The sequence below is a fragment of the Rickettsia australis str. Phillips genome, assembly GCF_000273745.1.
GTDB lineage: Bacteria > Pseudomonadota > Alphaproteobacteria > Rickettsiales > Rickettsiaceae > Rickettsia > Rickettsia australis.
On record NZ_AKVZ01000011.1, the window covers coordinates 62,358 to 77,391 of the forward strand.

Genomic DNA, 15,034 nt, shown 5'->3' on the forward strand with positions numbered 1-15,034 from the left:
ATATACTAAAGGAGTAATTAGTGGATATTAAGTTAGGAAAATATAAGCCGATAAAAGAGGAATATTTAAGAGCTTTTAAGGAAGTGCTATTAGTGCGTCGTTTTGAAGAAAAATGTGGACAACTATACGGAGTGGGAGAAGTAGGCGGTTTTTGTCATTTATATATAGGTCAGGAAGCAGGGATTGCTGCCGTAAATATGGTTAGGCAAAAAGGTGATAGTATGATTACTAGCTATCGTGACCATGCGCATATTATTTTAGCCGGAACTGAGCCTAAATACGTTCTTGCCGAGCTTATGGGGCGAGCTACAGGCTGCTCAAAAGGCAAGGGCGGTTCGATGCATTTATTTGACGTACCGCACAAATTCTACGGTGGACATGGTATAGTTGGAGCTCAAGTCCCTATAGGCACAGGGCTTGCTTTTGCCGAGAAATATAACGGTACGAATAATATCTGTTTTACTTTTTTAGGTGACGGTGCGGTTAATCAAGGTCAGGTATATGAAGCTTTGAATATGGCTGCTTTATGGGGTTTACCTGTAGTTTATATTATTGAAAATAACGAATATTCGATGGGAACGTCTGTAGCACGTTCTACCTTTATGTGTGATTTATATAAGAAAGGGGAATCGTTTGGGATTAAAGGATTTCAGTTAGACGGTATGGATTTTGAAGAAATGTATAACGGCTCTAAGCAAGCAGCCGAGTATGTTAGAGAAAATAGCTGCCCGTTGATATTAGAGGTAAAAACTTATCGTTATCGTGGGCATTCGATGTCTGACCCGGCAAAATATCGCAGTAAAGAAGAAGTTGAGCAATATAAAGAGCGTGACCCATTAGTAATAATAAGAAAAACGATACTTGACAATAAATATGCAACCGAAGCGGATTTAAAAGAGATAGAACAGTCAGTTAAGGAAATTGTGAAAGAAGCAGTAGAGTTTTCAGAAAATTCACCGTTGCCTGATGAGGGGGAGTTGTATACCAATATATACGTTTAGTATTTTATATGTCATTCCTGCGAAAGCAGGAATGACATAGGTATTCACGCAACAATATCATAGGCACTATAGGAATGACACAAACTTTAATCAAATAAAAAAGAAAAATGCAAATAACGGTACGTGAAGCGTTGCGTGATGCGATGCAAGAAGAGATGATAAGAGACGATAAAGTTTTTGTCATGGGTGAGGAAGTTGCAGAGTATCAAGGAGCTTACAAGGTAACTCAAGGATTACTAGAGCAATTTGGTCCTAAGAGAGTAATTGATACGCCAATAACGGAATATGGTTTTGCAGGGCTTGCAGTCGGAGCAGCTTTTGCAGGACTGCGCCCGATCGTGGAGTTTATGACCTTTAACTTTGCTATGCAAGCATTCGATCATATAGTTAATTCAGCTGCAAAAACGCATTACATGTCAGGCGGGCAGGTCAAATGTCCGATAGTATTTAGAGGACCAAACGGAGCAGCAAGTAGAGTAGCCGCACAACATAGCCAAAATTATACAGCTTGTTATTCTCACATTCCAGGGTTAAAAGTAGTAGCTCCTTATAGTGCAGAAGATCATAAAGGGCTTATGCTTACAGCTATTAGGGATAATAATCCTGTTGTTTTTTTAGAAAATGAAATTTTATACGGTCATAGTTTTGACGTATCGGAAACAATCGAGCCTATACCCTTTGGTCAGGCAAAAATTTTAAAAGAAGGTAGTAGCGTCACTATAGTAACTTTCTCGATTCAAGTAAAACTTGCCTTAGATGCTGCAAATGTTTTACATGGTGATAATATTGATTGTGAAGTTATTGATCTTCGCACTATTAAACCGCTTGATACGGATACAATAATAGAATCGGTGAAAAAAACTAATCGTTTAGTTGTAGTAGAAGAAGGGTGGTTTTTTGCCGGTGTTGGAGCAAGTATTGCTGCTATTGTTATGAAAGAAGCATTCGATTATTTAGATGCTCCGATAGAGATTGTCAGCGGTAAAGACGTGCCACTTCCTTATGCCGTTAATTTAGAAAAATTAGCTCTGTCGAGCGAGAGCGATGTAATAGCAGCAGTAAAAAAAGTGTGTTATTATAGTGTTTAGGGTTATTTAGGTTATTCCTGAGACATTGTTGTATGATCTGATGTCATTTCCGCGTAAGCGGGAATTCAGAAAAACCTATAAAAAACTAGTTTTTTAGGTTTATTTGATCAAATATATAATGTTTGTATAAATATTAGGGCTATTTTTTCTAGATTCCCGCTTGCGCAGGAATGATAGTGGGATTCGCTGCAACAAGGTTACATTTTTAACTAGCAATATCTTTCTACTTCGCAGCTCTTTTACGGTCGTTAGGGTCAAGTAGAGCTTTACGTAAACGAATAGATTTCGGTGTTACTTCAACCCTTTCATCATCTTGTATATAGCTGATTGCCTGCTCTAGAGTTAAAAGCATCGGTGGCGTTAGTCTTATGGTTTCGTCTTTTCCGGAAGCTCTAACGTTGCTTAGTTGTTTTGTTTTTAGTGGGTTTACCTCTAAATCATTATCACGGTTATGTTCCCCGATAATCATACCTCTATATACTTTATCGCTAGGGTTTATAAATATTTTACCCCTTTCTTCTAGATTCCATAGAGCATATGCTACCGCTGCCCCGTCACCGTTAGAGATCAGCACACCGTTACGTCTTCCCTCGATAGCTCCTTTATAATCAGCGTATCCGTGGAAAATACGGTTCATAATTCCCGTGCCTCGTGTTTCGGTTAAAAATTGGCTGTGATAACCGATTAACCCTCTAGACGGTCCGATAAACGTAACACGGCTTTTACCACCGCCTGATGGTCTCATATCAGTCATTTCAGCTTTTCTAAGTGCTAAAGATTTTACGACCACTCCAACATAATCGTCATCAACGTCAACCTGGATTTCTTCCATAGGTTCTTGCTCATTACCTTTCCCATCGGTTTGGAATAATACTTCGGGTCTACTGATAGATAACTCAAACCCTTCGCGACGCATAGTTTCGATTAAGATACCAAGCTGTAATTCTCCTCGTCCTGCAACTTGGAAAGCATTTTTTTCAGCTGCTTCGGTGACTTTTAGTGCAATGTTACTCTCAAGCTCACGCATTAACCTAGCTCCAATCAAGCTTGATGTAACTTTTGTCCCTTCACTTCCTGCAAGTGGTGAGTCATTAACGCTAAAAGTCATGGATAAAGTTGGGGGGTCAATAGGTAGAGACGGTATAGCTTCGGTTACTTCAGGTGAGCAGATAGTATCGGCAACGTTGGCGTTTTCAACACCTGCTAAGGCAATAATATCACCAGCTGTAGCCTCATCTATAGCGATTCTCTCTAAGCCTCTAAAGGCTAATATTTTAGTGATACGTCCGGTTTCAAGTACTTTATTCTCACGATTTAATACTTTTACGTTTTGGTTGATTTTGACAGTGCCGGTTTGTACACGCCCTGTTAGAACTCTCCCAAAGAAAGAATTATATTCTCTAGTAGTAATAAGCATAGAAAACGGTGCTTTATCATCGGCTGCAGGCGTAGGTACATGTGTTACTATTAGGTCGAAAAGCGGAGCTAAATCATCTGCTAAATTATCTAAAGGATTTATTTTATCATCAAAGTTTAAAGATGCTCTGCCTGCTCTACCTGATGCATAGACTATAGGGAAATCAAGCTGATCGTTATTTGCCTCGAGTGCTACAAATAGCTCGAATACTTCTTCGATAACTTCTTTAATTCTTTGGTCGTCTCTATCGATTTTATTAATAACAACGATAGGTTTTAAGCCGAGATTTAAAGCTTTAGAAAGCACGAATTTTGTTTGCGGCATTGGTCCTTCAGAAGCGTCGACAAGTAGCACGACACCGTCAACCATGCTTAATATGCGTTCTACTTCACCGCCAAAATCAGCATGCCCAGGTGTATCAACGATATTAATACGGATATCGTTCCACATAAGAGCAGTGCATTTAGCTAGTATTGTTATTCCACGCTCACGCTCAAGATCATTAGAGTCCATAGCACGCTCGGCTACTGCTTGGTTAGCTCTAAATGTCCCGCTTTGTTTAAGCATATTATCAACAAGCGTAGTTTTCCCATGATCAACGTGGGCAATAATTGCTATATTACGAATAGGAGTCATCTTTAAAAATTCTCACAAGTTTACAATAGTTTTCCGTATTATACACTAAAATACCAAAAATTGGAATAAAGTTCTTGAAAAAGAAATTGGTTTAACTGCAAAATAAAAATTACTAAGAATATTTAAACTTTAAAATAAGAGAAATTAATGAACGATAATATAGCACTATTTATATTTGATTTTGACGGTGCTTTAGTTAAGGGGCATTCGCATAATTATATAGGGGAGAGGTTAGGAGGCTTAATAGCACTTAATATACAAAATCGCTTTTTTAGCTTATATGAGGAACGTGCTAAAGAAACAGTTAAGCTTGAACAAAAATTCATTATAGAGCTGATGGAGAAATTTCTAGATAGTGATCATTTAGGTTAGAAAAATGAAGAGCAATTAGTACGTCTTTTTAAGAATATTATATTATCTGGTCATAAAATAGCTATAGCATCATTTAATGATTATCCTCATGCTGTAAAATATGCATTAGAAAGCTTACTGGGAAAGGAAGATGCAGCAAAAATTTATATAAAATCAGCTTGACCTTCTAATCATTTTCAAGAAATACAAATATTGTACTAAAAAAGAATATATAAGAGAAATAACTAATAATACCGGAGTAACTAAATAAAAAAATGTATTTTTCATGGATGATGATATTAAACATGTCAATGCTGCAAAAGACTATGGTATTACAGCAGTTTTGGTTGAGAACAAAGGAAAAGAGCATATTCATAAAGCTTTTAATTTTTTATATGAATTTAATGAACAGCATGAAATTTATGTTGAGTTAAATTATCTTGATACTGCATCTCTTCTTAGTGAAAAAGATTTAAAGCAGAAAATAATAGAAAGTATTGGATTTTAACCTTATTTAAGTGATTATTATTCGGAACATACACCACATGGAAATGATAAGGTACTAACGTTAGGTGACGATTAAGTTTTTAATGATAGACAAATCACCTAATGTGATTTATTCTTGGATTAATAGAGGGGTTGCTTCAATGTTATTCCCGTGTGGACCGAAAAAACTACTCGATGTTATTCCCGCATAGGCGGGGATCCAGAAACAAGGTATCAATGCAGCAAATGTTTGACATTAAAAGCTCGCTTTATGCTGGATTCCCGCCTACGCGGGAAGACATCATTAAATATAACGCTTAAGTCTAAATTATAGGACCAAAGATGATATACCGAATATTATGTGTATGTATATTTATAATAAATTTCTCAATGAGTACGGAGGCACAAAATGTGCCGATTAAAGAAGATAATTTTAAAGTTAGAGTAGCTGTTGCTGATGTACAATCTATATTGGAAGGTTCGATAGCTATAAAAGATTTACGTAATAAAATTGAAAAGCTTAATCATAAAATTCAAGAGGATATTGCAGCAAAAGAAGCAGAATTTAAACCGCTGGAAGAGCAGTTGCTAAATGAGCGTTCTAATTTAAGTGAAACCGAATTTGAGCATAAAGTAAACGAATTTAATGCAAAAGTTAGCCACGTTAGAAAAGAAATTCAGATTAAGAAAACAAAGCTTGAACAAGCACACGCTGAGGCTATGAGTAGAGTCCATGAAACAACTATCACAATAATTAGTGAACTTGCCGAGAAATATAACCTTAATTTAGTAATTCCAAGTGCTCAAGTCTTATATGCCAAAAATAATTTGAATATAACTTCCGAAGTAACTTTTATGTTGAATGAAAGGTTAAAAGAAGTAACAATAAACTATTGATTGTGTTATATATGTCATTCTCGCCTACGCTGGAATGACATAGGACATAACAACGCTATTATTTAACAAGAGTATTTAATATGGCAGAATTTACACTGATTACAATTGCATACGGGGATGGTATAGGTCCTGAAATAATGGAGGCAGTGCTTTATATATTACGTAAAGCTGAGGCTCGTATTCGCTTAGAAACCATTGAAGTAGGTGAAAAGCTTTACAAGAAGCATTATACTTCAGGCATAAGCGAAGAAAGTTGGGAATCAATACAACGTACCGGTATTATACTTAAAGCCCCGATTACTACCCCGCAAGGTGGAGGATATAAAAGTTTAAACGTTACGATTCGTAAAACATTACAGCTTTTTGCTAATATTCGTCCTTCTGTTTCGTTTCATCCTTTTACTAGAACTCTGCATCCCAATTTAAATCTAACTATTATACGTGAGAATGAGGAAGATTTATACGCAGGTATAGAATACCGCCAAACGCATAATATTTATGAATCAATAAAGTTGATAAGTCATACTGGTTGTGAAAAAATTATTAGATATGCTTTTGAATATGCAGTAAAACATAACCGTAAAAAAGTCACGTGCTTAAGCAAAGATAATATTATGAAGTTTTCCGATGGGGTCTTTCATAAAGTATTTAATGAGGTTGCAAAAGAATATCCGCAAATTAATAACGAGCATTATATTATCGATATCGGAACTGCAAGGCTTTCTACTAAACCGGAAACATTTGACGTTATCGTGACTTCTAATCTATACGGTGATATCATATCAGATGTAGCTGCTGAACTTTCAGGTTCGGTAGGTTTAGCCGGTTCTGCAAATATTGGACAGCATTATGCGATGTTTGAAGCAGTACATGGAAGTGCTCCCAATATTGCTGGTAAAGATATTGCAAATCCGTCAGGGCTGTTAAATGCTGCTATAATGATGCTAGTACATATAGGTCAGGGTGATATCGCTACATTAATCGAAAATGCTTGGAAAAAAACGATAGAGGATGGAGTTCATACAGCCGATATATATAATCAGCAGAATTCTAGTAAAAAAGTTGGTACAAAAGAATTTGCTGAAGAAGTAACGAAAAGATTAGGACAGATACCGATAAAGCTACCTAAAGCAGATTATCCGTTAATTGCCGAGAAACAAGAAAGTAATATAGACTATAAAATTGATACTAAAGAGGTTAAAAAATTGGTTGGTACGGATATATTTGTGAATATAAATGTATCTTCCGCTCACGATATAGCAGATACAGTTAATAAGCTTGAGCTTGGTAATGTTGAGTTAAAAACAATCTCGTCAAAAGGATTAAAATTGTGGCCCCGTGATACAAGGTTTGAAACTGTTTCCGATCATTGGTGTTGTCGTTTTATGAATAAAGACGGCACGGAAATAAAGCATTTAGATATAACAAGATTGCTTGAAGCTTTAAGCAAAGCAAATATCGATTTTATCAAAGTAGAGAATTTATTTGAGTTTGACGGGGTGGCAGGGTATAGCTTGGCTCAGGGTGAGTGATATACTCGATCAGCTTCAAAAATTGGCTACGTCATCCTACAAGTACTGCGGTGCTCACGTATTAAGTATACGCTCCGCTCCTCGTCTTGTAGATTCCTTGCTCTTTTTGAAGCTGATCGAGTATATCAATGCTAAATAATTAATAAGATTAACAAAATGATATTATATTATATCGGAATTGTATTAGTAATTATTGGGTTATTTGCTATATTTTCAGGGATAATCGGTTTTTTTAGATTTCCTGATTTTTATACTAAATTACATGCAGCAAGTGTTATTGAGAGTTTTGGGGTGCCTGTTTGCTTAATAGGTTTTGCGTGCATTGAATCAGATATTGTTAACTCTGGTAAATTAATTTTAGCGGCTTTATTGATTTTTCTACTAAATCCAGTAGCAACCCATGCACTCGGTAAAGCATCGCTACTTTCGATGTCATTTCTGCGAAAGCAGGAATCCAGAAAAAAATTTAAAAAGACTGGATTCCCGCTTTCACGGGAATGACATTAGACTATACAGTTAACTTCTTATAAAACTAATGAAAACAGCTTTAAATTTTGATCTCGGCAATTACCTACTTAACTTAATTGCTTTTTTATTGATTTTAATATCCATAAAAATAATTTTTGCTAAAGATTTACTAAACGCAGTGATTGCTACTTCTATATTTAGCTTATTAATCGGTGTATCTTATCTTATGATGGATGCTCCTGATGTCGCTATGACTGAAGCTGCACTAGGAAGCTGCTTATCAACATGCGTATATTTGAATTTGTTACGTAAATTACCTTCTGATTTAAAGAATATAGAGAGAACTAATATTATTTCCACAAGTTTAATATGTTTATTATTTGTAGTAATTCTTACTTATATGGGGTTAGAATTACCGAGTTACGGTGATGATAATGCTCCTATTCATATATATTCAAGTAAATATTATATAGAAAATACCTTTAGAGATATAGGAGTACCTTCCCTTGTTGCAGCTATTCTTGCAAGCTATCGTGGCTATGATACTTTAGGTGAAACTAGCGTAATTTTAATTGCAGGAATTGCTGTGCTGTTAGTATTTGCACAGGAGGGTGTCATCCCGTGGCTTGACCACGGTATCTCAGGACACGGAATGAAATACAAGATCCCGCGATCAAGTCGCGTGATGACAAATCCGATAATAAAATATATAACTAGTTTTATAATACCTTATATAATTTTATATAGTATATATATTCATCTTAACAGTGAGTCTTCGCCTGGTGGTGGGTTTCAAGCAGGTGTTATATTTGCATCTAGCCTTGTTGCTTATGATTTAGTTTACGGTAATCAAAAATTAAGCAGATATTTTCCTCCTAACGTGCTAATTTGTATTGCTGTTTTAGGTGTAGCAATATATGCAATTGTAGGAACAATATCGTTATTTTTTAACGATATTTATTTAAATTATGATTCACTAACAAATTTTATCAATGATAAGCTACTTGCTCAGCATATCGCTATAGTTATTGTTGAAATTGGTATAGGTTTAACTGTTGCAGCTATTATGTATTTAATTTACAACGTATTTAACTGTATACTCGATGAACTTTAAAAATTGGCTACGTCGTTTTCAAGCATCAATGATGCTCACGTATTAGTATATATGCTCCACTCATTGACTTATAAACTCCTTGCTCTTTTTAAAGTGGATCTTCGTCTACTAAATAGAGAGTAGAATATGTTTTTATTAATTAAGCGTGAATTTATAGTGCAGAATCGTATTAATAATATAATTAAATATATAGTTATATTTTTTTATTTTGCATAATTAGTACTGTTTTAATTAACAACGAGAAAGATATTAACAAATTCGGTTTAATTTTTTCGGTAATTTGTTTATTAATTTCATTAATCGGTTTTTCTGCGGTTATATTTAAATCTGATTTGGAAGACGGAAGCTTAGAGTTATTATTATCAATTGTTAGTTATGAAAAAATTATATTAGCTAAATTTTTTGCTATATTTATCAGTAGTACGGTAGGGCTGGTTTTTGTTTTGCCCATTATTTATGTTTTTTTTGATCAAACTTTGCTTGAGATAATATTTTTCTTTATTAGCGTATGGATGATGTTGGTTTTATTAAGTAGTTTAGTAGTTTTATCAGGTAGCGTGCAATGTTATTTTAAGAAGAATGCTAACTTTGTCGGTACGTTTGTCATGCCGTTATTAATGCCGAATATTATAATGACGGGCTTAATATTACAAGATAATAACTTACAATTAATTTTTATTATGATAGGAATTAATTTAGTATTTTTACCGATTGCATTCTTCTTGAGTGCCTATTTAATTAAAAATATTTATAATATTACGTGATTTTGCTTTATTTTTACTAATGTAGTGATATAAAATAAAGATGAATATGATTAATAAATTTTTTTGAGAAAAATATATGTGGCAGGCTTTACGAAGGTTAATTGCAGCAAATCCTATGGGATTTTTTCTGTGGTCTATTATCACTAAATGGTATTTAATTATAGCAGTTGCTTCCTTAATTACTTTATATTATACAGTATTGGGCTTAAAAAAAATTGGGTTTATAGATTATTTTACTGAAACTACAGTCGAGATATTAGATACAACTAAAGCAGTTGCTCAAAATTGTACTACAAAACTCGGTCCTAATTGGAATCGTTTAGTTAGTTTTTGGAATTGCTTAAGTAATCCTGGAGAATATAAGCATGAAGAAGGGACAGGAGCAAAAGTGCTAGAAGATGAAATAAATAAGCTGACACCAAAACAAGCAGATAGTGCTGCAGACGCTGAACGTCCTATAATAAATCCTTATGAAGAACTAGAAAATCCAAATAATCTTAATAATATCCAAAGCGGTAGTAATAATAATCGTTAATTTATGTTACTTTAATATTATATGTCGGATACTGAAGATAATACAAACAAACAAACAACACGTCGTGATTTTATGGTTCTAACTGCTAGTAGTGTTGCAGCAGTTGGGGCTGTGTGTACGCTTTGGCCTCTCGTTGATTCCTTAAACCCTTCTGCAGACGTGCTTGCTTTATCATCGATTGAGGTTGATTTATCAAATATTGCGGTAGGGCAAACAGTTACGGTTAAATGGCAAGGTAAACCGGTTTTTATCACTAATCGTACTCCTGATAAAATAGCTGAAGCAAGAGCTGTAAAGATGTCGGAGCTTATTGATCCTGAAACAGATGAAGCACGTGTGAAAGCAGGTCATGATAATTGGCTTGTAACGATCGGGATCTGTACGCATCTAGGTTGTGTGCCGCTTGCTGATCAAGGTGAATATGATGGATGGTTCTGTCCGTGCCATGGTTCACAATATGATTCTTCAGGTAGGGTTAGAAGAGGTCCTGCTCCTTTAAATTTAGCAGTGCCGCCTTATAGTTTTATTAGCGACAAAAAAATTAGAATCGGGTAGTTATTTATGAATGAAGATATGACCCCTAAAAAGCCTAATGCTACTAGAGTTCTTGCCAAATTAGCTTATAGAGGAGAAGTTGAAGGAAACACGGAACACAGCACCGCAGTGTACAAAAGCATACGTGAGGATGCGAGTACCGGATTGACGCACACATTACCTCTAGCAGTAGAGTTTGGGAAGAACTCTATTATTGAGTGGATAGATTATCGCCTACCAATTTTCTCTTGTCTAAAGCATTTTAGTCATTATCAAACTCCAAAAAATCTTAGCTATTTGTGGAATTTAGGCTCGATTGCCGGTATTGCGTTAGTAATTCAGATCATTACTGGTGTGGTACTTGCTATGCACTATACGCCGCATGTTGATCATGCTTTCGATAGTGTTGAGAGAATCATGCGTAATGTTAATTACGGCTGGTTACTGCGTTATACTCATGCGGTAGGTGCATCGATGTTTTTTGCTGCCGTATACTTACACATAGCAAGAGGTTTGTATTACGGCTCTTATAAAGCTCCTAGGGAATTGCTGTGGCATATCGGTATTATTATTTTTCTAACCATGATGGCTACTGCCTTTATGGGTTACGTGCTTCCTTGGGGGCAGATGAGCTACTGGGGTGCTACGGTAATTACTAATTTATTCTCGGCGATTCCGCTAATAGGGGAATCCATAGTTACGTGGTTATGGGGTGGTTTTTCCGTTGATAATCCAACATTAAATAGATTCTTCTCGCTGCATTATTTATTGCCGTTTATTATTTTCGCTCTTGTGATGCTGCATTTAATAGCTCTGCATCAGCATGGTTCAAATAACCCAAAAGGTATAGATGTTAAAAGCCCTAAAGATACTATTCCGTTCCACCCTTATTATACCGTAAAGGATTTTGTCGGTTTCGGAGTTTATTTCATAATATTTACCTATTTTGTTTTTTACGAACCGAATTATTTAGGACATCCCGATAATTACGTTCCGGCAAATCCGTTAGTTACGCCTGCCCATATTGTCCCTGAATGGTATTTTTTACCGTTTTATGCGATCCTTAGAGCCGTACCGTCTAAGCTTGGTGGAGTCTTATTAATGTTCGGAAGTATATTCGTGTTATTCTTACTACCGTGGCTTGATACTTCAAAAGTCAGAAGTAGCAATTATAGACCGATATATAGAATTGCTTTTTGGATCTTTATGGCAGATTGTTTATTGCTTGGTTATTTAGGCGGGCAGCCGGCAGAAGAGCCGTATATTACAATTAGCCGCTTTGCTGCTTGTTATTACTTTTTCCATTTCTCAGTAGCCTTGCCGCTGATAGGTATATATGAGAAGCCACTGCCGCTACCGGAGGAGTTGTAATACTGTTATGCTAATCGTCATTGCGAGGAGTGAAGCGACGCGGCAATCCAGTAAAAAATGCTAATTTATAGCATTTTTTACTGGATTGCCGCGTCAATTACTTCGTAATTTTTCTCGTAATGACGGCTTGGATATCCACGCAGATAATGCTATGTAGTAATAACATCGTCACTAAGATATAAAAAAAATTCATGAAAACAAAACTACTTATCTCTATCATCATACTACTCACTTCGTGCTTAAGTTTAGCCAATGAAGAAGCATTACATCCAAAAAAGATGAAATGGTCGTTTGACGGCGTATTTGGCACAGTTAATCGTGAAGCAGCGCAAAGAGGTTTTCAGGTCTATAAAGAAGTTTGTAGTGTTTGCCACGGTTTAAACAATCTATATTACCGTAATCTTAAAGATATTGGCTTTGCAGATGATGAAATAAAAGAGATTGCCAAGGGCTACACGATACAAGACGGACCTAATGATGAGGGTGAGATGTTTGACCGTCCCGCTCTGCCATCTGATCGTTTTGTACCTCCTTACCCTAATGAGCAAGCAGCAAGGGCAGCTAATAACGGAGCATATCCGCCTGATTTATCGCTGATAATAAAAGCACGTCATGACGGAGCTAATTATATATATTCACTGCTTACTGGTTATACCGAACCGTTGGCAGATTTTAAGCTAATGCAAGGGGCTCATTATAATCCGTATTTCCCTAACGAGCAAATAGCAATGCCGCCGCCGCTTACAGATGGGCAGGTAACCTATATAGACGGTACTAACGCAAGCGTAGAGCAGATGTCGCATGATGTTGTAGTATTTCTACAATGGGCAGCTGAGCCGGAAATGGAACATCGTAAATCTATGGGTCTTAAAGTTATGATGTTTTTGGTAGTGTTTACTATCTTTTTCTATATTGCTAAAAATCGCATTTGGTCTAATCTGAGGTAGTTATTTAGTGGATCAATTTTCCTATTATTGGCGTTATTGCATGGATCATTAAACATGTTCGATGTCATTCCTGCGAAAGCAGGAATCCAGTAATAATTGTCATACCGCGACTTGTGAGCTAGATCAAGTTGTTGTGAGTTTTTTTCTGGACCCCGCCGGTCAAGCTACGTGGTGACACCTAATGTGCTTTTGTCTGGATTCCTGATTTTAGCTAAGAATGGCATAGCCCATGCTGCCCTTTTTTTTACTCTATCTTAGTGCTGTAATTAATTTTTGCTATACTTATACTAAAATTTATAAATAGGTATTTATGATTACTTTACTTGCAGTAATAACAGGATTTATTAGTTCAATAATTCCTGAAATTTTAAAAATGTACAAAGATATTAACGACAAAAAACACGAGATAAATATTTTAGATCGTCAAATTGCTAACAATAAACTAAATCAATCTAAAATTTTTACAGAGCTTACCCTATCGTAAGAAATATCAGAGCAATATTTTCTTTATTCAACATATAGATCGGGTGTAAGTTGGGTTGATGTTTTAAACGGTTCGGTAAGACCTGTGCTTGCTTATAGCTTCTTTGCAATGTATGGAGGAGTTAACTATGTTCAATATAAATCGTTAAAAAGTTCTGCCCTGCTAGTTGAGTATTTAGATATATTATGGAGTATTGAAGACCAAACTATTTTTGCAGGGATTATTAGCTTTTATTTTGGGCAGCGTACTTTTAGCAAATTATGGAAGTATAAGACTTGAATTTTATAGATAATGTTATATATTCAAATATATAACTAATAAACATGGAGATAGTACTATGTTAAAATATATTCCGGCTATAGGAGCTGTTATTTTATCTAGTAATATTGCAATAGCTAATAAGAATTATGATTCCAGTAGTGCAATGCCGCTGCGTCAGGTAGCAGATTTAATAGATAATCAAATTACAAATATTGATAATTTATTTAAAAATAGATTACCGCTTTATGAGTCTAATAGCATAAAAAGTAATTTTATTACTAAAGATAAGCAGTATATTATTATTATGGAAGTACCTGGCTTTGATAAAAGTCAAATTAAGGTTAAAGTGAACGGCAATAAATTATTTATTACAGGGAATATAGAAGAAAAAAATAAAGCTGATTATTCAGATAATTATATGAATAAAAATTTTAATTATGTAATATCATTATATGAAGATGTAGATCAGACAAATATCTCTTCAAACCTTAAGAATGGAATACTTACTATTATTCTACCTCGTACTGAGATTAAAGAACAAGAAGCAAGAGAGATACCGATTAATTAATTAGCATTTAATTTTTCTGCAACAAAACCTTTCTCTATATAGTTAGGTAATTTGAGCAATTCTTATTTTAAGTCGTTATAAGTGCCGGGAGCTTCAAATTGCCGATCAACTAAAGATATTATAGGTTTGGTGTTATGAATAAAGAAGAAGTCAAAATTCGGTTTGTTATCAAAATACCTGTTAACACGCGAAAAATGATAAGTATGGGTAACAATTGAAATTTCAGCGTTATTTAAATCGGTATTACCGTTTTCATGCTCTTTATATAGAGTTTTAAATTCTCCGCCTGTATTAACCTGCCCCTCAGGTAAAGTGAGTATATAAAAATTTTCTTTTAGTAAGCGCTTATCATAAGCCCAGCCATTAAATAAAATTATCGGTCCGTATTTTTATAATTTTTCATGTTATCTATCAATTTATTTTCTAAATCTCGTTCTATTATTTTACCTTGAATATCTAAAGATTCTAAATTATATGGGTCTTTTATAATTGATCTTGCTAAATCAGACTGAAATTCAGGTAAAATATTAGAAAAGTTTTTATACCTTTTTCTGCCTTTTCATGTAAATTACTTTTAATG

Annotated in this window: 16 protein-coding genes and 1 pseudogene; 16 read left to right on the top strand and 1 reads right to left on the bottom strand. The window is 35.0% G+C overall.

The genetic code is table 11. From position 1 onward, the window contains the following. Window positions 1–20: 20 nt before the first annotated feature. Both pdhA and A452_RS0101435 read left to right on the top strand, forming a co-directional pair. Entirely contained in the window at window positions 21–1,001 is a 981-nt protein-coding gene (gene pdhA, locus A452_RS0101430; RefSeq protein WP_014413010.1) for a pyruvate dehydrogenase (acetyl-transferring) E1 component subunit alpha, read from the top strand. A gap of 107 nt (window positions 1,002–1,108) precedes the next feature. Then, entirely contained in the window at window positions 1,109–2,089 is a 981-nt protein-coding gene (locus A452_RS0101435) for a pyruvate dehydrogenase complex E1 component subunit beta (protein WP_014413009.1), read from the top strand. Window positions 2,090–2,312: 223 nt separating this feature from the next. Here A452_RS0101435 and typA read toward each other — a convergent pair whose 3' ends face one another. Next, window positions 2,313–4,142 (bottom strand): translational GTPase TypA, encoded by a 1,830-nt coding sequence (gene typA / locus A452_RS0101440; RefSeq protein WP_014413008.1) that lies wholly within the window; start codon window positions 4,140–4,142, stop codon window positions 2,313–2,315. 147 nt (window positions 4,143–4,289) lie between these two features. Between typA and A452_RS0101445 the strand changes: the two genes are divergently transcribed. The 14 genes and pseudogenes from A452_RS0101445 (at window position 4,290) to A452_RS0101510 (ending at window position 14,454) form a co-directional block, all read left to right on the top strand. Continuing rightward, complete coding sequence (locus A452_RS0101445; RefSeq protein WP_014413007.1) at window positions 4,290–4,514, top strand: hypothetical protein; 225 nt, start codon at window positions 4,290–4,292, stop codon at window positions 4,512–4,514. A gap of 265 nt (window positions 4,515–4,779) precedes the next feature. Next, window positions 4,780–5,001 carry a hypothetical protein gene (locus A452_RS11735; protein ID WP_014413006.1) on the top strand — a complete coding sequence of 74 codons (222 nt, stop codon included), beginning with the start codon at window positions 4,780–4,782 and terminating at the stop codon, window positions 4,999–5,001. A gap of 320 nt (window positions 5,002–5,321) precedes the next feature. Further along, a complete protein-coding gene (locus A452_RS0101455) occupies window positions 5,322–5,876 on the top strand; it encodes an OmpH family outer membrane protein (protein WP_014413005.1) in 555 nt (184 codons plus the stop codon). Window positions 5,877–5,956: 80 nt separating this feature from the next. Continuing rightward, a complete protein-coding gene (locus A452_RS0101460) occupies window positions 5,957–7,408 on the top strand; it encodes an NADP-dependent isocitrate dehydrogenase (protein WP_014413004.1) in 1,452 nt (483 codons plus the stop codon). 156 nt (window positions 7,409–7,564) lie between these two features. Beyond that, window positions 7,565–7,909: a Na+/H+ antiporter subunit G gene (locus A452_RS0101465; RefSeq protein WP_014413003.1), complete on the top strand. Its 345-nt coding sequence runs from the start codon at window positions 7,565–7,567 to the stop codon at window positions 7,907–7,909. Window positions 7,910–7,943: 34 nt separating this feature from the next. Next, window positions 7,944–8,990 carry a DUF4040 domain-containing protein gene (locus tag A452_RS0101470; RefSeq protein ID WP_014413002.1) on the top strand — a complete coding sequence of 349 codons (1,047 nt, stop codon included), beginning with the start codon at window positions 7,944–7,946 and terminating at the stop codon, window positions 8,988–8,990. 126 nt (window positions 8,991–9,116) lie between these two features. Further along, window positions 9,117–9,754: pseudogene (locus tag A452_RS07880) on the top strand (heme exporter protein CcmB). A gap of 76 nt (window positions 9,755–9,830) precedes the next feature. Continuing rightward, window positions 9,831–10,289: a DUF2670 domain-containing protein gene (locus A452_RS0101480; protein WP_014413000.1), complete on the top strand. Its 459-nt coding sequence runs from the start codon at window positions 9,831–9,833 to the stop codon at window positions 10,287–10,289. Window positions 10,290–10,310: 21 nt separating this feature from the next. After that, the gene (gene petA, locus A452_RS0101485; RefSeq protein ID WP_014412999.1) at window positions 10,311–10,844 is read left to right on the top strand and encodes a ubiquinol-cytochrome c reductase iron-sulfur subunit; all 534 of its coding nucleotides are present in this window, start codon (window positions 10,311–10,313) and stop codon (window positions 10,842–10,844) included. Window positions 10,845–10,988: 144 nt separating this feature from the next. Beyond that, a complete protein-coding gene (locus tag A452_RS0101490) occupies window positions 10,989–12,194 on the top strand; it encodes a cytochrome b (RefSeq protein ID WP_014412997.1) in 1,206 nt (401 codons plus the stop codon). A gap of 191 nt (window positions 12,195–12,385) precedes the next feature. After that, complete coding sequence (locus A452_RS0101495) at window positions 12,386–13,141, top strand: cytochrome c1 (protein WP_014412996.1); 756 nt, start codon at window positions 12,386–12,388, stop codon at window positions 13,139–13,141. Window positions 13,142–13,451: 310 nt separating this feature from the next. Then, complete coding sequence (locus A452_RS11030; protein WP_017208478.1) at window positions 13,452–13,625, top strand: hypothetical protein; 174 nt, start codon at window positions 13,452–13,454, stop codon at window positions 13,623–13,625. Window positions 13,626–13,709: 84 nt separating this feature from the next. After that, on the top strand, window positions 13,710–13,904 hold the full coding sequence (locus tag A452_RS07885; protein WP_017208479.1) for a hypothetical protein: 195 nt from the start codon (window positions 13,710–13,712) through the stop codon (window positions 13,902–13,904). A 58-nt stretch (window positions 13,905–13,962) separates the two neighbouring features. Continuing rightward, window positions 13,963–14,454, top strand: coding sequence for an Hsp20/alpha crystallin family protein (locus tag A452_RS0101510; protein WP_014412995.1), 492 nt, complete (start codon window positions 13,963–13,965; stop codon window positions 14,452–14,454). Window positions 14,455–15,034 lie beyond the last annotated feature (580 nt).

Excerpts from the sequence above, each read along its gene's own strand:
- A452_RS0101480 (WP_014413000.1), top strand. The coding sequence starts at position 9,831 with ATGTGGCAGGCTTTACGAAGGTTAATTGCAGCAAATCCTATGGGATTT.
- A452_RS11735 (WP_014413006.1), top strand. The coding sequence starts at position 4,780 with ATGGATGATGATATTAAACATGTCAATGCTGCAAAAGACTATGGTATT.
- A452_RS0101460 (WP_014413004.1), top strand. The coding sequence starts at position 5,957 with ATGGCAGAATTTACACTGATTACAATTGCATACGGGGATGGTATAGGT.
- typA (WP_014413008.1), bottom strand. The coding sequence starts at position 4,142 with ATGACTCCTATTCGTAATATAGCAATTATTGCCCACGTTGATCATGGG.
- A452_RS0101465 (WP_014413003.1), top strand. The coding sequence starts at position 7,565 with ATGATATTATATTATATCGGAATTGTATTAGTAATTATTGGGTTATTT.
- A452_RS11030 (WP_017208478.1), top strand. The coding sequence starts at position 13,452 with ATGATTACTTTACTTGCAGTAATAACAGGATTTATTAGTTCAATAATT.
- A452_RS0101435 (WP_014413009.1), top strand. The coding sequence starts at position 1,109 with ATGCAAATAACGGTACGTGAAGCGTTGCGTGATGCGATGCAAGAAGAG.
- A452_RS0101455 (WP_014413005.1), top strand. The coding sequence starts at position 5,322 with ATGATATACCGAATATTATGTGTATGTATATTTATAATAAATTTCTCA.
- A452_RS0101445 (WP_014413007.1), top strand. The coding sequence starts at position 4,290 with ATGAACGATAATATAGCACTATTTATATTTGATTTTGACGGTGCTTTA.
- A452_RS0101470 (WP_014413002.1), top strand. The coding sequence starts at position 7,944 with ATGAAAACAGCTTTAAATTTTGATCTCGGCAATTACCTACTTAACTTA.
- A452_RS0101510 (WP_014412995.1), top strand. The coding sequence starts at position 13,963 with ATGTTAAAATATATTCCGGCTATAGGAGCTGTTATTTTATCTAGTAAT.
- petA (WP_014412999.1), top strand. The coding sequence starts at position 10,311 with ATGTCGGATACTGAAGATAATACAAACAAACAAACAACACGTCGTGAT.
- A452_RS0101495 (WP_014412996.1), top strand. The coding sequence starts at position 12,386 with ATGAAAACAAAACTACTTATCTCTATCATCATACTACTCACTTCGTGC.